Here is a 14752-nt window from a genome sequence, read left to right on the forward strand (position 1 = left end):
CCGGGCGGCCCTCCCTTCGGTCTTCCTCAGGCTTCCTACGGCGCGGTCTTGCTCAGTTCGAACCACACGACCTTGCCGGTGCTCAGCCGGGTCGCGCCCCACCGCCGGGCCAGCCGGTTGACGAGGTACAGACCGCGTCCACCCTCGTCGGTCGCGCGGGCCTGCCGCAGCCGGGGCAGCTGGGGCACGTCGTCGCCCACCTCGCACCGCAGCACGTCGGTGCGCAGCAGCCGCAGCGTCACCGGCCGCGAGGCATAGCGCACCGCGTTGGTGACGACCTCGCTGACCAGCAGCTCGACGGAGTCGCTGAGCTCCTCCAGGCCCCACCGGGACAGCGCCCGGCGCGCGAGCCGCCGCGCCCGCCCGGGCGCCGCGTCCTCCGGTTCCAGGAACCAGTACGCGACGTCACTGGGCGCGATCCCGTCGAAGCGGGCCGCGAGCAGCGCGATGTCGTCGTCGCGGTCACCCGGCCCGAGCATGTCCAGGACCTCGTCGCACAGCGCCTCCAGCGGCGGCGGATGGTCGGGCCCCGTCAGCTGCGCGGTGGCGGCCAGCTTCTCCCGCAGCTGCTCTATCCCGGTCCAGACGTCCCGCAGCCGGGACTCCACCAGACCGTCGGTGTAAAGCAGCAGGGTCGCGCCGGCGGGCGCGTCCAGTTCCACGGCCTCGAAGTCGACCCCGCCGACGCCGATCGGCGCGCCCGGCGGCACCCGCAGCACCTCGGCCCGCCCGCCCAGGTGCAGCAGCACCGGAGGCGGATGGCCCGCGTTGGCGATGGTGATGCGGTGCGAGACCGGGTCGTAGACGGCGTAGAGGCAGGTCGCCATGCGGTCGGTGCCCAGCCGCTGCGCCTGTTCGTCGAGGTGGTGCAGCACCTCCTGCGGTGGCAGGTCCAGGCCGGCGAGCGTCTGTGCCGTGGTGCGCAGCTGGCCCATGATGGCCGCCGAGGTCATGGAGTGACCCATGACGTCGCCCACCACCAGCGCCACCCGGCTGCCCGGCAGCGGGATCGCGTCGTACCAGTCGCCGCCGACCCGCGCCGTCTCGGCGGCCGGGAGGTAGCGGGAGGCCAGCCGCACGCCCGTGGGCCGCGGCAGGTGCTCCGGGAGCATGGTGCGCTGCAGCTCGTCGGCGATGTACGCCTCACGGCCGTACAGCACCGCCTTGTCGATGCCCAGCGCGCTGTGCGTGGCCAGCTGGGCGGCGACCAGCAGGTCGTCGGCCTCGAAGGCCAGGCGTTCCGGCCGTCGCAGGAACAGCGCGGCGCCGATCACCCGGCGCCGACCGCGCAGCGGGGCGAGGATCGAGCGCTGGCCGCCGGGCACCAGCGACTCCCCGCCCTCCCCGAGCAGCTCGGGCAGCGCGGCGTGGGCCGCGGGCGCGTCCGTGAAGACCGGACGGACACCGCGCAGCACCTCGGCGAGCGCGCTGCCCGGCCGCACCTCGCACAGCTCGGCGCCGAGCGAGTCGAGTTCGGTGAGCTCCGCGGGCTCGGGCTGGAGCGCGGGCGAGAAACCGGCGCCCTCGCTGTCCCGCTCGGCCGGGATGCGGTCGGTGCGGCGCAGCCGCAGCAGCAGCGGACCGGTGGGCCGCTCGTCGCCGACGGGCAGCGGATCACGCAGATAGACCAGGATCGCGTCCGAGAACGTCGGTACGGTCGCCCGGCACAGGCCCATGACGATCTCGTCCAGGTCGATGCCGCGGGCGATCCGCCGCGTCGCCGCCCCGACGAACCGCAGCCGGTCGCCGTCCCGGCGCATGGGCGTGGGCCGGCCCGGCGCGAGCCCCTGGCCCTTGCGGCGCTCGGGGCCGCCGCTCTGCGGCCGGTCCTGCTCGGTGTCGGGCCGGTCCGGAACGGATTCGGGCACGGGCCGCGGACGGTGCGTGTCGGGCTCCACGGCGGAAGGCTGGGAGTGCTCGGGGCCCGGGCCCGTGGTGTCGGCAGACGAGGCCGGCTCCTTTCCCTTGCCGCACGGTGTGGCCGTACTCGGTTTCGAGGGTGTCTCTCCGGCGCGCGCCTGCGCGGGTAAGGCGGCCATGGGCGCGTCCGGCACCTGCGTCGGGGTGTGCAGAACCGCCCCGCGGGCGTCCGCAGGGTCGGCGCCGGGGCGCTCGAAGGAGATGGGGTACTCCGTCACGCGTCTTGAATCCGTCCGTCCGGGGCTGCACGTCGTGCGTGCAGTTGGTCCCGCAGGAATCCCGATACCCGGAATACGTGTCCCCGGAACGGAATTCCCGCGTGGTCAGAGGCTGTTCCTGTGCCACCGGCGAACCGTCGGCGGTCCGTTCCGGCGTTGCCCTCGTACCCCTCGCTCACGTCCTGCCGCCCCTCGGTGACGTTCGGTCAAGCCCGGCGCATGCTCCGGGAGTTGCTGCTGCACGCCCATCCGTCACCCGGCCACCACCCCTCAACGACGGCTCTGCGCACCGGTCCTTGATATCAAGTTGCGGAGGACGATCCTACGGTTGTGGACCGGGGGCGCATCAAGGGTCTCATGAGGACACGTGCGCGGGCGTACGGTCCCAGTCCTCCGGCAACGAAGGTACAGCCCAGGACGGATCCGGGCGCCAGTGCTGCCAGCCCTCGCTGAACGGCGGCCCCCAGGCGCGGATCACCTCCACCGCGGACTCGCCCGCCTGCCGCACCCGCTCGGCCACCGACTCGTCCATCAGCCCGTCCCGCCGGGCCTGCGCGAACTCGTCCTCGTCGCGCCAGTGCCAACTGCGGTCCGGGTGCACCGAGATGTCGAGAAAGTGGTCCTCGGAGTCGACGCCGCCGTGCCAACGGGCGAGCGGCGTCTCGAGGTTCACGTACCAGTTCTTGAACCGCCAGCCCGGCTCCCAGAACAGCCACACCGACCAGGGCTCGCCCGGCCGGGCCAGCTTCAGCACGCCGGTGCCGAACCAGCGGTCGTACTGCACGGTCCGCGGCTTGGTGTAGCGCGTCCGCAGCGGCTCGACGTGCACGGGCGTGCCGTCGGCGAGGACCGGCTTGACGCACTCGGTGCCGGGCGCCAGCCACACGGCGAGCAGTTCGGCGTCGTCCCGCACGACGGTGACGGGGCGGGCGATGTGGAAACGCTCGCCCGCGTTCTCCCGGTACCGCCACAGGATCTGGCTGCCGGGCTCCCAGAAACCCGCCGACGTGCCCGCTGCCGCTTCCGCTCTCACCGCTCCGCCCTCTGCCATGGACAGATATTAGGTGCCCCAGGCATACGACGCTGCGCTCCACGTCACGGTTCTCGCCGGGGCGGCGAACGGTTACGGGCGCGTCATACGCAGGACATCCAGCGCCTCGTCGAGCTGCTGTTCGGTCAGGTCCCCCCGCTCCACGTAACCGCCCTCCACGACGACCTGCCGGATCGTCTTGCGCTGCGCCAGCGCCTTCTTGGCGACCTTGGCCGCCTCCTCGTACCCGATGTACTTGTTGAGCGGGGTGACGACCGACGGCGAGGACTCGGCGTACTCGCGCGCCCGCTCCCGGTTCGCGGTGATGCCGTCCACGGTCCGGTCGGCGAGCAGCCGGGAGACGTTGGCGAGCAGCCGGATCGACTCCAGCACGTTCTTGGCGATCACCGGCAGCATGACGTTGAGCTCGAAGTTGCCGGCCGCTCCGGCGGTGGCGACGGTGGCGTCGTTGCCGATGACCTGGGCGGCGACCATGAGGACCGCCTCCGGGATGACCGGGTTGACCTTGCCCGGCATGATCGACGAGCCGGGCTGCAGGTCGGGCAGGGCGATCTCGGCGAGCCCGGTGCGCGGCCCGGAGGACATCCAGCGCAGGTCGTTGGCGATCTTCGTCAGGCCGACCGCGATGGTCCGCAGCTGACCGCTGGTCTCGACGATCCCGTCCCGCGCGCCCTGCGCCTCGAAGTGGTCCCGTGCCTCGGTCAGCGGCAGCCCGGTGACGCGGCCGACCTCCTCGATCACGGCCGCCGAGAAGCCGGGCGGGGTGTTGATGCCGGTGCCGACGGCCGTGCCGCCCAGGGGCAGCTCGGCGAGGCGGGGGAGGGAGGCGTGCAGCCGCTCCACGCCGTAGCGGATCTGGGCCGCGTACCCGCCGAACTCCTGGCCGAGGGTGACGGGCGTGGCGTCCATCAGGTGCGTGCGCCCCGACTTCACGACGTCCGCGAACTCCTCGGACTTGCGCTCCAGCGAGCCGGCGAGATGCTCCAGGGCCGGGACCAGGTCGCGGGTGACGGCGGCGGTGGCGGCGATGTGGATGGAGGACGGGAAGACGTCGTTGGACGACTGCGAGGCGTTGACGTGGTCGTTGGGGTGGACGTCCCGGCCGAGCCGCTCGGTCGCGAGCGTGGCGATGACCTCGTTGGTGTTCATGTTCGAGGAGGTGCCGGAACCGGTCTGGAAGACGTCGATCGGGAAGTGCTCGTCCCACTCGCCCCGCGCGACCTCCTCGGCCGCCTCCTGGATCGCCTCCGCGACGTCCTTGTCGAGCACCCCGAGCCGCCCGTTCACCTTCGCCGCCGCGCCCTTGATTCGGGCGAGCGCCTCGATGTGGGCGCGCTCGATGCGCTGTCCGGAGACGGGGAAGTTCTCCACGGCACGCTGCGTCTGGGCCCGCCACTTGGCGTCCGCAGGGACGCGGACCTCCCCCATGGAGTCGTGCTCGATCCGGAACCCGGTCCCGCTCTGCTCCTGCTCGTCGGTCATCGACGATCACCTCCACGTCTCACAGCGTCCACGACGGGACCACTGTTCCCCGCAGAGGCGAACCGTCACGGTCTTCCGCCGAAAGGGCCCCGTCCCAGCCCCGGTCCCCGCACCGGACCGGCTGGTCGGCCCGTCCGGCGTTCGAGGACGAGGCCCGTTCGGGGCCGAAGGGGTCCAGGGGCGGAGCCCCGGGCGGGGGCGAAGGGACGGCAGCCCCTGGGGACGGGACGGGTAGGGGCGGCGGGGGCGAGATCCGTCCCGCCGCACCCGAGGCACTAGCCCAGGCCCGGCCCCCGGACCGGAATGGACGTGAACGTCGGCGCCGGGGCGGAGTCCTGGAAGAAGTCGTTCGGCTTGTTCGTCCGGCGGGTACTGCCGCGTGCCACGCCGAGCGGCCTCGCGGGGGTTCAGGGCGCGGAGTCCCTGGCGGGGTCGAAGGGGCGGAGCCCCTGGTGATGGAACGGGTAGGGGCGGCGGGGGCGAAAACCATCCCCGCCGCCACCCGAAGGCACTACGCCAGGCCGGGACCGCGCACGGGGATCGACGTGAAGGTCGGCTGAGGCGCGGGGTCCTGGAAGAAGTCGTTGCCCTTGTCGTCGACGACGATGAACGCCGGGAAGTCCTCGACCTCGATCTTCCAGACCGCCTCCATGCCGAGCTCCTCGTACTCGACGACCTCGACCTTCTTGATGCAGTCCTGGGCGAGACGGGCCGCCGGACCGCCGATGGAGCCGAGGTAGAAGCCGCCGTGCGCGTCGCAGGCGTCGGTGACCTGCTTGCTGCGGTTGCCCTTGGCGAGCATGACCTTGGAGCCGCCGGCGGCCTGGAACTGCTCCACGTAGGAGTCCATGCGTCCGGCCGTGGTCGGGCCGAAGGAACCGGAGGCGTAGCCCTCGGGGGTCTTCGCCGGACCCGCGTAGTACACCGGGTGGTCCTTCAGGTACTGCGGCATCTCCTCGCCCGCGTCCAGCCGCTCCTTGATCTTGGCGTGCGCGATGTCACGGGCCACGACCAGCGGGCCGGTGAGCGAGAGACGGGTCTTCACCGGGTACTTGGTGAGCTCGGCGAGGATGTCGTCCATCGGCTGGTTCAGGTCGATCCGCACGACGTCGGCCTCGTCCAGGTGCTCGTCGGTCGTCTCCGGCAGGAAGCGCGCCGGGTCCGTCTCCAGCTGCTCCAGGAAGACGCCCTCGGGGGTGATCTTCGCGAGCGCCTGGCGGTCGGCCGAGCAGGAGACGGCGATGGCGACCGGGCAGGACGCGCCGTGCCGCGGCAGGCGCACCACCCGTACGTCGTGGCAGAAGTACTTGCCGCCGAACTGCGCGCCGATCCCGATCCGCTGCGTCAGCTCGAAGACCTTCTGCTCCAGCTCCTTGTCCCGGAAACCGTGCCCGAGCTCGGAGCCCTCGGCCGGGATCTCGTCCAGGTAGTGCGCGGAGGCGTACTTGGCGGTCTTCAGCGCGTACTCGGCGCTGGTGCCGCCGACGACGATCGCCAGGTGGTACGGCGGGCAGGCGGCCGTACCGAGCGAACGGATCTTCTCCTCCAGGAACCTCATCATGGAGGACTCGTTCAGGACGGCCTTCGTCTCCTGGTACAGGAAGGACTTGTTGGCGGAGCCGCCGCCCTTGGCCATGAACAGGAACTTGTACGTGCCGCCGTCGGTGGCGTACAGCTCGATCTGGGCGGGGAGGTTGGAGCCGGTGTTCTTCTCCTCCCACATCGTCAGCGGCGCCATCTGCGAGTAGCGCAGGTTGAGGTTCTTGTACGCGTCGTAGACGCCGCGCGAGAGGGCCGCCTCGTCGCCGCCCTGCGTGAGGACGTTCTGGCCGCGCTTGCCCATGACGATCGCCGTACCGGTGTCCTGGCACATGGGGAGCACGCCGGCGGCGGCGATGTTGGCGTTCTTCAGCAGGTCCAGGGCGACGAACTTGTCGTTGCCGGACGCCTCGGGGTCGTCGATGATGCGCCGCAGCTGGGCGAGGTGCGCGGGCCGCAGGTAGTGCTGGATGTCGTGGATGGCCTCCTCGGCGAGCTTGCGCAGCGCCTCCGGCTCCACCTTGAGAAACGTCCGCCCGTCGGCCTCGAAGGTGGAGACACCCTCGGAGGTCACCAGCCGGTAGGGGGTGGTGTCCTCTCCCATGGGGAGCAGATCGGTGTACGCGAACTCAGGCATCGCAGCCCATTCCTCACTCGACAGACGGCCGCCCGCCGACACTGGCGGGCGCCCACCAGCGTAGAACCTGCCTCCGACAGCGGGCTTGTGAGGTTGTCCTCAGTCGGGGGGTAGTCGCGATCTATCGCGTTTCGCTACGCTGCTGCCGTGGACCTTCAGAAGCACACCGAACCGACGTCCTCGGCGGCCGGCCTGCGCGCCTCGGACGCCGACCGCGACCGTGTCGCCGACCTCCTGCGCGAGGCCCTCGCCGAAGGCCGCCTGACCGCCGACGAGCACGCCGAGCGGGTGGAGGGCGTGCTCGCCGCCAAGACGGTCGGGGAGCTGGAGGTCTTCGTACAGGACCTGCCCGCCGCCCACCGCCACCGCGCCGCCCCCTCCTTCGCCGCCGCCCCCGACCGGCCCCCGCTGGGCAGCGTCCCGGTCGACGCCGACGACCATGTGGTGGCGGTGCTCAGCAGCGCCGTGCGCAGGGGCCGGCGGCGCGCCGGCCGCCGTATCCACGCGTACGCGGTCTTCGGCAGCGTGGAGATAGACCTCAGCGAGGCGCTGTTCGAGTACCAGCAGGTCGTGATCAAGGCGGTCGCGGTCTTCGGCAGTGTCGAGGTCCGCGTCCCGGAGAACGTCTCGCTGCGCGGCACGGGCGGCGGGGTGCTCGGCAGCTTCGAGGTGGCATCGCTGGACGCGGACGACGCCAACGCCCCCGTGGTGTACGTCGACGGCTGGGCCGTGCTGGGCAGTGTCGAGGCGAAACCGAAGCGCGGCAGGTTCGTCGCGGACATTCTCGATCGCGTGCAGCACAAGGTCGACAAGAGTTTGCGCAAATACCTGGACCGTTGACGGATGTGAATCACGGGTGACTTGGGCGGTTCGGAACTCAGTGCATAGGCGTGCGCACAGCGGGTAGGGCTTGCTGCATCGTCGCTCGCTCGCGAAGCCGTCGTCAGGAGTAGACCGTGCTGCAACCGCCGCATTCGTCCCTGCAGGTAGCTGCCGTTCCGGCCCAGCGGGTGCCAGTGCCAGTCAGGGACCAGGACGCCCCTTGGCACACCGAGGCGGTGTGCCGGCGGGACGAGGCCGGTCTGTTCTTCGCCCCCTCCAAGGAGCCCACCGCGGCACGCCTGTCCCGCGAGGAGGCGGCCAAGCGCGTCTGTGCCCGCTGTCCGGTGATGGTCGAGTGCCGTGAGCACGCCCTGCTGCAACCCGAGCCCTACGGCGTCTGGGGCGGCCTCACGGCCGCCGAGCGCCGCGTGGTGCTCGCCAGGCGGCGGCGCCGCGAGATGGAGCTGAAGAAGACGGCGCGAGCGCAGGGCCGTATAGCGGCGGCGGGATAGCACCCGTGCATACGAGAAGTGGGCGCCCCCTGCCGCACCAGGGGGCGCCCACTTCTCGGCTCGGCGGCCGATCCCGGCCGGAGCGCGCTACTTGGCGCGGTCGAAGTCGATCGCGCTGTAGGCCCGCAGCTTGCTCAGCCGGTGGTCGGAGGCGATCCGCCGGACGGTGCCCGACTTCGAGCGCATCACGATCGAGTCGGTCGTCGCGGTCTCCGACCGGTACCGCACACCCCGCAGCAGCTCCCCGTCGGTGATCCCGGTGGCGACGAAGAACACGTTCTCCCCGGCCACCAGGTCGTCGGTCATCAGCACGCGGTCCAGGTCGTGCCCGGCGTCGATCGCCCGCGCCCGCTCCTCGTCGTCCTTGGGCCACAGCTTGCCCTGGATCGTGCCGCCGAGACACTTCACGGCGCAGGCCGAGATGATCCCCTCGGGCGTGCCGCCGATGCCCAGCAGCATGTCGACGCCGGTGCCCTCGCGCAGCGCGTAGATCGACCCGGCGACATCGCCGTCGGAGATCAGCTTGATCCGTGCCCCGGCCTCCCGGATCTCCTTGATGATCCCCTCGTGCCGCGGCCGGTCCAGGATCACCACCGTCACGTCCTCCGGGGTGGACCGCTTGGCCTTGGCCACCCGGCGGATGTTCACCGACACGGGCGCGTCGATGTCGACGAAGTCCGCCGCCTCGGGCCCGGTGACCAGCTTGTCCATGTAGAAGACGGCGGACGGGTCGAACATCGACCCGCGGTCCGCGGCCGCCAGTACGGCGATCGCGTTCGGCATGCCCTTGGCCGTCAGCGTGGTTCCGTCGATCGGGTCCACGGCGATGTCGCACTCGGGGCCGGTTCCGTCGCCGACGCGCTCCCCGTTGAAGAGCATCGGCGCCTCGTCCTTCTCGCCCTCGCCGATGACGACCACGCCGTTCATCGACACGGTGGAGACGAGGGTCCGCATGGCGCGGACGGCGGCGCCGTCGGCGCCGTTCTTGTCGCCGCGTCCGACCCAGCGGCCCGCGGCCATCGCGGCGGCTTCGGTCACCCGGACGAGCTCCAGGGCGAGGTTGCGGTCGGGGGCTTCGCTGGGAACTTCGAGCTCGGACGGCAAGTGATGATGCTCGGTCATCGGAGCGCACCTTTCTGATACGACGACGGCCGGATGAGGGTTCGACCCTCGACTCTATCGTCAGTCCGACAAAATGAGCAGGGGACCCCACGGATGAGCGGACCGGGCACCTGCGACGATAGAGGACGTGGCAGGTTCGAACGGCAGGCAGAAGACGGTCCGGGACATGATTCTCTCCCTGGGCCTCATCGGGATCGCGGCGGCGCTCATCTACGTCTTCATCCCCCACGACGACTCGGCTCCCGACATCAAGCGGGTGGACTACCGCGTCGAGCTGCTCACGGCACGCCGCGCCGCGGCCTACCCGGTGGCCGCGCCCGAGGGTCTGCCCAGGACCTGGAAGGCGACGTCCGTGCGCTTCGACGGCGCGAACAACGACGCCTGGCACCTGGGCTTCCACGCCCCCGACGGTCAGTACGTGCAGATCGAGCAGTCGACTCAGAAGCCGTCGGAGTTCATCGACCAGGCCACCCAGGGCGGCAAGGCGACCAAGGCGACCCAGGACATCGACGGCCGGACCTGGACGCGCTGTACCGGCGGCCGCTACGACGCCCTCGTGCTGCCCGGCAAGGGCTCGACGACGGTGGTCGCGGGCACCGGCTCCCTGCGGCAGCTGACCGAGATGGTGCAGGCCCTGAAGATGTCGTGACCGGAACACCCGCATGCGAAGAGGCCCCCGACGGTGATCGCCGGGGGCCTCTTCGCATGCGGGGTTCGCTCAGACCGTGGTGACGACCTGCTCGTAGTCCAGGCGCGGGGAGCGCGGGAACCAGGCGTCCTCGCCCGGCTTGCCGATGTTGACGACCATCAGGGGGGTGTGGTCGTCGTCCAGGAACTCCTTGCGGACGCCCTCGAAGTCGAGGCCGGTCATCGGGCCGGCGGCGAGACCGGCGGCACGGACGCCGATGATGAAGTAGGCGGCCTGCAGGGCGGCGTTCAGCGCGGCGTTCTTCTCGCGGGCCTCACGGCTGCCGGCGAAGAGGTCCTTGGCCTGCGGGAAGTGCGGGAAGAGGTGCGGCAGCTCCTCGTGGAACTCGTTGTCCGCGGAGAGGATCGCGACCAGCGGGGCGGCGGCGGTCTTCTTCTGGTTGCCCTCGGCCAGGTGCTGCACCAGACGCTCACGCGCCTCGGGGGAGCGGACCAGCGTGACGCGCAGCGGCGACTGGTTCATTGAGGTCGGGCCGTACTTGACCAGGTCGTAGATCGCCTGCACCTGCTCGTCCGTCACCGGCTCGTCGGTGAAGGTGTTCGCGGTGCGGGCCTCACGGAACAGCAGGTCCTGGGCGGCGGGGTCGAGCACGAGAGACATGCGGGATCTTCCTCGGGGTGACGTTCGATCCGTACCGGACCGCGGTCCGGATCGGCTGACGACACCGAAGGTACGCCAAGGGAGGTTCAAGTTTCAACGAATGTGAGGGCGTGGTGATCCGCTTCACAGCAGAACGGCTCGCGCCCCTATGCGTCGTCCTCCCGGACGTCGTCCCCGTCCGGCTCTTGCTCCTCGGCCAGAGCGGCGTCCAGGCGGGCCCGAGCGCCGTCCAGCCAGCGCCGGCACACCTTGGCCAGCTCCTCGCCGCGCTCCCACAGGGCCAGCGACTCCTCCAGCGTCGTGCCGCCCGCCTCCAGCCGCCGTACGACCTCGATCAGTTCGTCCCGCGCCTGCTCGTACCCGAGCGCCTCTTCCGCCACCTTGCTGGTCATCCACCCACCCTATGTGTCGACTCGGACAACGAACTCGCCCTCGCTGACCCGCGCCCGCAGCGTCTCGTCCGCCGCGACCTCGTCCGGATCCCGCACCACGTGCCCGTCGGCCTTCTGCAGCACCGCGTACCCGCGCTTGAGGGTGGCGGCGGGGGAGAGGGCCACCACGCGTGCGTGCGTGTGCGTGAGCTCGGAGTCGGCACGGTCGAGAAGGTGACCGAGGGTCCGGCGCGAGCGCTCCACCAGCGAGGTCACGTGGTCGGCCCGCTCGTCGACCATCCGGTGCGGATCCTGTATCGCGGGCCGGGCGAGGGCGTGCGCGAGCCCGCGCTCCTCCCGCTCCACCAGGGCCCGCGCACAACGCCGGGCCCGGTCCCGCAGCATCCGCACCCGCTCGTACTCCTCGCCCACGTCCGGGACGACCTTCTTGGCGGCGTCCGTCGGTGTGGAGGCACGCAGGTCGGCCACGTGATCGAGGAGGGGATTGTCCGGCTCGTGCCCGATGGCCGACACCACGGGCGTACGGCACTGCGCGACCGCGCGCACCAGTTGCTCGTCGGAGAACGGCAGCAGGTCCTCCACGCTGCCGCCCCCTCGGGCGACGATGATCACGTCCACGTCCGCCAGCTCGTCGAGCTCCTTCACGGCCTGCACCACCTGCGGGACGGCGTGCACGCCCTGCACCGCGACGTTGCGCACCTCGAAGCGGACGGCGGGCCAGCGGTGCCGGGCGTTCTCCAGCACGTCCCGCTCCGCCGCGGAGGCCCGCCCGCACACCAGCCCGATCAGCTGTGGCAGGAACGGCAGCGGCTTCTTGCGCTCCGCCGAGAACAGCCCCTCGGCGGCCAGCGCCTTCTTCAACCGCTCCAGCCGCGCGAGCAGCTCACCGACACCCACGGGCCTTATCTCGGTGGCCCGCAGGGAGAGCTGGCCGCGCGGGGCGTACCACTCCGGCTTGGCCTGCACGACGACCCGCGCGCCCTCGCCGACCACGTCGGCGACGGCGTCGAACACCTGCCGGTAGCAGGTCACGCCGATCGAGATGTCGTACGACGGATCGCGCAGGGTCAGGAATACCACTCCGGCCCCGGGCCGCCGCGACAGCTGCGTGATCTGCCCCTCGACCCAGACCGCCCCCAACCGGTCGATCCACCCCCCGATGAGCCGCGAGACCTCACCGACGGGCACGGGCGCTTCGGCGGACGTGTTGAGAGCCATGCGGCGAGGGTAACGGCCCGCTCCGACAACGCGGGGCCGGCGGACGCGATCTTCAGGCCCCCGGGTGTGGCCCTACGATGGACGCATGACTGCTTCGCCTGGCCGCCGTGTCCTGCTCGCCGCTCCCCGTGGCTACTGCGCGGGTGTGGACCGCGCCGTGATCGCCGTCGAGAAAGCCCTCGAGCAGTACGGGGCTCCGATCTACGTCCGCCACGAGATCGTCCACAACAAGTACGTCGTGCAGACCCTGGAGAAGAAGGGCGCGATCTTCGTCGAGCGGACCGAGGAGGTCCCGGAGGGGAACATCGTGATGTTCTCCGCGCACGGCGTCGCCCCCGTCGTCCACGAGGAGGCCGAGCGTGGCAGGCTCGCCACCATCGACGCCACCTGCCCGCTGGTGACCAAGGTCCACAAGGAAGCCGTCCGCTTCGCCAATGAGGACTACGACATCCTCCTGATCGGGCACGAGGGTCACGAGGAGGTCATCGGCACCTCCGGCGAGGCCCCCGACCACATCACCCTGGTCGACGGCCCCGGCGACGTCGCCAAGGTCGAGGTCCGCGACCCCGCCAAGGTCGTGTGGCTGTCCCAGACCACGCTCTCCGTCGACGAGACCATGGAGACCGTCGACGCGCTGAAGGAGAAGTTCCCGCAGCTGATCTCCCCGCCCAGCGACGACATCTGCTACGCCACCCAGAACCGCCAGCTCGCGGTCAAGCAGATGGGCGCCGAGGCGGACCTGGTCATCGTGGTCGGCTCCCGCAACTCCTCCAACTCCAAGCGCCTGGTCGAGGTCGCCAAGCTGGCCGGCGCCCGCGCGGCGTACCTCGTGGACTTCGCCGACGAGATCGACGAGGCCTGGCTGGAGGGCGTGACCACGGTCGGCGTCACCTCCGGCGCCTCCGTCCCCGAGGTCCTCGTCGAGCAGGTCCTGGAGTGGCTGTCGCAGCGCGGCTTCGAGGACGTGGAGATCGTCAAGGCGGCCGAGGAGTCCATCACCTTCTCGCTGCCCAAGGAACTCCGCCGCGACCTGCGCGAAGAGGCCGCGGCCCTGATCGCCGAGCGTACGGGCACCTCGGCCGAGTGACTGTCAGTCGTTCGTCGTAACGTAGAGCCATGCAGATCTTCGGTGTGGACATCGGCGGTTCCGGGATCAAGGGCGCCCCTGTGGATCTCGACAGGGGCGACCTGGCCGAGGAGCGCCACAAGGTGCTCACCCCCGTCCCGGCGACGCCCGACGGCGTGGCCGACGGGGTCAAGCAGGTCGTGGAGCACTTCGGCTGGACCGGCCCGGTCGGTCTGACCTTCCCGGGCGTGGTCACGGACAGCTCGACGATCCGTACGGCGGCCAACGTCGACAAGAGCTGGATCGACACGGACGCGCGCGCGTTGTTCAGCGAACGCCTGGGCGGCCTGCCGGTGACGGTGGTCAACGACGCGGACGCGGCGGGCGTCGCCGAGATGCACTTCGGCGCCGGAAAGGACCGCAGGGGCACCGTCATCCTGCTCACCTTCGGCACGGGCATCGGCAGCGCGCTCTTCGTCGACGGCGTCCTGGTCCCCAACACCGAGCTGGGCCACCTCGAGCTGCACGGCCACGACGCGGAGAAGCGCGCCTCCAGCAAGGCCAAGGACGACGGCGACCTGACCTGGGAGCACTGGGCGCACCGGGTCCAGAAGTACCTCGCCCACGTCGAGATGCTCTTCTCGCCGGACCTGTTCATCATCGGCGGCGGTGTCAGCCGCAAGTCCGCGAAGTTCCTGCACTTCATCGAGGGCATCAAGGCGGAGGTCGTCCCGGCGCAGCTGCAGAACAACGCGGGAATCGTGGGGGCGGCGATGAGGGCGGTCACGGAGCCCCACTAGGCCCGGGAAGGGCAGGCGCCGGTCAGCGGTAGGGGTCGCTCCGGCGCCGGACGGCCTGACGGCGCATCAGGGCGATCTGCCGCACGGTCACGATCAGTCCGGCGATGAGTGTCCCTCCGTACAGCCATCCCGCCTGCGTGGCGAGCGCCGTCACCAGGCCCATGAGCCGGCCCAGCATCCCGCCGCTGCTGTCGGCGACGGGGAGCAGACCCACCGCGAAGGCGATGGGCACGACGACGGGGGCGGTCACCAGGTCGCCCTTGCGCACCCAGGCCGCGGTCAGCACGCACACCGGCAGGAACAGCACGCCGTACACCGTCAGCGAGCCGCCGAGGAGCAGGTCGTCGAGGCAGCCGAGGACGAACATCACGGCCCCGCAGAAGAGGCCGCCGCCCAGCCCGGTCAGCCGCGGGTTGGGCAGCTGCCGTGCCCTCACCGTCAGGGGGGCGCGGGGCTGCCGTACCCCCGCGGGGCGGGCGGCCGGGCGTTTCTGCGCGGGGCGCGGCGCAGGTCGCGCACCGCCGTCCGCGGCGCCGCCGCGGGCCGCCTGCGGGGGCAGCGGGGGCGTACCTCGTCGCGTGCCGTCGTGCGGGGGGCGCGTCCTGTGTTGCTCCACCCGACCAACTTAGGTCTGTTTATGTGTCGAATCGCCCCTGGGACACGC

14 protein-coding genes are annotated in these 14752 nt (G+C 71.1%); 5 read left to right on the top strand and 9 right to left on the bottom strand.

Features of this window, described 5'->3' with window-relative positions; all coding sequences use genetic code 11:
• Positions 1-35: 35 nt before the first annotated feature.
• From FBY22_RS02280 to FBY22_RS02300, 4 genes are all read right to left on the bottom strand, one after another.
• A complete protein-coding gene (locus tag FBY22_RS02280; RefSeq protein WP_142142216.1) occupies positions 36-2138 on the bottom strand; it encodes a SpoIIE family protein phosphatase in 2103 nt (700 codons plus the stop codon).
• A 355-nt stretch (positions 2139-2493) separates the two neighbouring features.
• The gene (locus FBY22_RS02285) at positions 2494-3189 is read right to left on the bottom strand and encodes a DUF402 domain-containing protein (RefSeq protein WP_142142217.1); all 696 of its coding nucleotides are present in this window, start codon (positions 3187-3189) and stop codon (positions 2494-2496) included.
• A 72-nt stretch (positions 3190-3261) separates the two neighbouring features.
• Positions 3262-4671, bottom strand: coding sequence for an aspartate ammonia-lyase (locus tag FBY22_RS02290; RefSeq protein WP_142142218.1), 1410 nt, complete (start codon positions 4669-4671; stop codon positions 3262-3264).
• Between the two features lie 511 nt (positions 4672-5182).
• Positions 5183-6847, bottom strand: coding sequence for a fumarate hydratase (locus FBY22_RS02300; RefSeq protein ID WP_142142219.1), 1665 nt, complete (start codon positions 6845-6847; stop codon positions 5183-5185).
• 147 nt (positions 6848-6994) lie between these two features.
• Here FBY22_RS02300 and FBY22_RS02305 point away from each other — a divergent pair, with 147 nt between their 5' ends.
• Both FBY22_RS02305 and FBY22_RS02310 read left to right on the top strand, forming a co-directional pair.
• Positions 6995-7687 carry a DUF1707 domain-containing protein gene (locus FBY22_RS02305; protein WP_142142220.1) on the top strand — a complete coding sequence of 231 codons (693 nt, stop codon included), beginning with the start codon at positions 6995-6997 and terminating at the stop codon, positions 7685-7687.
• 116 nt (positions 7688-7803) lie between these two features.
• Positions 7804-8181, top strand: a complete 378-nt coding sequence (locus FBY22_RS02310) for a WhiB family transcriptional regulator (protein WP_079077994.1) — start codon at positions 7804-7806, stop codon at positions 8179-8181.
• Between the two features lie 87 nt (positions 8182-8268).
• On the opposite strand, the gene glpX is transcribed toward FBY22_RS02310, so the two are convergent.
• Positions 8269-9303 (bottom strand): class II fructose-bisphosphatase, encoded by a 1035-nt coding sequence (gene glpX, locus FBY22_RS02315; protein WP_058923475.1) that lies wholly within the window; start codon positions 9301-9303, stop codon positions 8269-8271.
• 127 nt (positions 9304-9430) lie between these two features.
• Between glpX and FBY22_RS02320 the strand changes: the two genes are divergently transcribed.
• Positions 9431-9952 carry a DUF4245 domain-containing protein gene (locus FBY22_RS02320; protein ID WP_142142221.1) on the top strand — a complete coding sequence of 174 codons (522 nt, stop codon included), beginning with the start codon at positions 9431-9433 and terminating at the stop codon, positions 9950-9952.
• Positions 9953-10021: 69 nt separating this feature from the next.
• Here the strand turns inward: FBY22_RS02320 and FBY22_RS02325 are convergent, their stop codons facing one another.
• The 3 genes from FBY22_RS02325 to xseA all read right to left on the bottom strand — a co-directional run bounded on the left by FBY22_RS02325 (position 10022) and on the right by xseA (position 12222).
• Positions 10022-10612: a malonic semialdehyde reductase gene (locus tag FBY22_RS02325; protein ID WP_142142222.1), complete on the bottom strand. Its 591-nt coding sequence runs from the start codon at positions 10610-10612 to the stop codon at positions 10022-10024.
• Between the two features lie 146 nt (positions 10613-10758).
• A complete protein-coding gene (locus FBY22_RS02330; protein ID WP_142142223.1) occupies positions 10759-11004 on the bottom strand; it encodes an exodeoxyribonuclease VII small subunit in 246 nt (81 codons plus the stop codon).
• Positions 11005-11013: 9 nt separating this feature from the next.
• Positions 11014-12222 carry an exodeoxyribonuclease VII large subunit gene (xseA, locus tag FBY22_RS02335; RefSeq protein ID WP_142142224.1) on the bottom strand — a complete coding sequence of 403 codons (1209 nt, stop codon included), beginning with the start codon at positions 12220-12222 and terminating at the stop codon, positions 11014-11016.
• 85 nt (positions 12223-12307) lie between these two features.
• Between xseA and FBY22_RS02340 the strand changes: the two genes are divergently transcribed.
• Together FBY22_RS02340 and ppgK are read left to right on the top strand one after the other, a co-directional pair.
• Entirely contained in the window at positions 12308-13309 is a 1002-nt protein-coding gene (locus FBY22_RS02340; protein WP_142142225.1) for a 4-hydroxy-3-methylbut-2-enyl diphosphate reductase, read from the top strand.
• A 29-nt stretch (positions 13310-13338) separates the two neighbouring features.
• Positions 13339-14088: a polyphosphate--glucose phosphotransferase gene (gene ppgK / locus FBY22_RS02345; protein ID WP_142142226.1), complete on the top strand. Its 750-nt coding sequence runs from the start codon at positions 13339-13341 to the stop codon at positions 14086-14088.
• Between the two features lie 22 nt (positions 14089-14110).
• Here the strand turns inward: ppgK and FBY22_RS02350 are convergent, their stop codons facing one another.
• The gene (locus FBY22_RS02350) at positions 14111-14704 is read right to left on the bottom strand and encodes a DUF6542 domain-containing protein (protein ID WP_142142227.1); all 594 of its coding nucleotides are present in this window, start codon (positions 14702-14704) and stop codon (positions 14111-14113) included.
• Positions 14705-14752 lie beyond the last annotated feature (48 nt).

Origin of the sequence: Streptomyces sp. SLBN-31 (assembly GCF_006715395.1) — a bacterium.
GTDB lineage: Bacteria > Actinomycetota > Actinomycetes > Streptomycetales > Streptomycetaceae > Streptomyces.

Excerpts from the sequence above, each read along its gene's own strand:
- glpX (WP_058923475.1), bottom strand. The coding sequence starts at position 9,303 with ATGACCGAGCATCATCACTTGCCGTCCGAGCTCGAAGTTCCCAGCGAA.
- FBY22_RS02300 (WP_142142219.1), bottom strand. The coding sequence starts at position 6,847 with ATGCCTGAGTTCGCGTACACCGATCTGCTCCCCATGGGAGAGGACACC.
- FBY22_RS02330 (WP_142142223.1), bottom strand. The coding sequence starts at position 11,004 with ATGACCAGCAAGGTGGCGGAAGAGGCGCTCGGGTACGAGCAGGCGCGG.
- ppgK (WP_142142226.1), top strand. The coding sequence starts at position 13,339 with ATGCAGATCTTCGGTGTGGACATCGGCGGTTCCGGGATCAAGGGCGCC.
- FBY22_RS02340 (WP_142142225.1), top strand. The coding sequence starts at position 12,308 with ATGACTGCTTCGCCTGGCCGCCGTGTCCTGCTCGCCGCTCCCCGTGGC.
- FBY22_RS02290 (WP_142142218.1), bottom strand. The coding sequence starts at position 4,671 with ATGACCGACGAGCAGGAGCAGAGCGGGACCGGGTTCCGGATCGAGCAC.
- FBY22_RS02325 (WP_142142222.1), bottom strand. The coding sequence starts at position 10,612 with ATGTCTCTCGTGCTCGACCCCGCCGCCCAGGACCTGCTGTTCCGTGAG.
- FBY22_RS02285 (WP_142142217.1), bottom strand. The coding sequence starts at position 3,189 with ATGGCAGAGGGCGGAGCGGTGAGAGCGGAAGCGGCAGCGGGCACGTCG.
- xseA (WP_142142224.1), bottom strand. The coding sequence starts at position 12,222 with ATGGCTCTCAACACGTCCGCCGAAGCGCCCGTGCCCGTCGGTGAGGTC.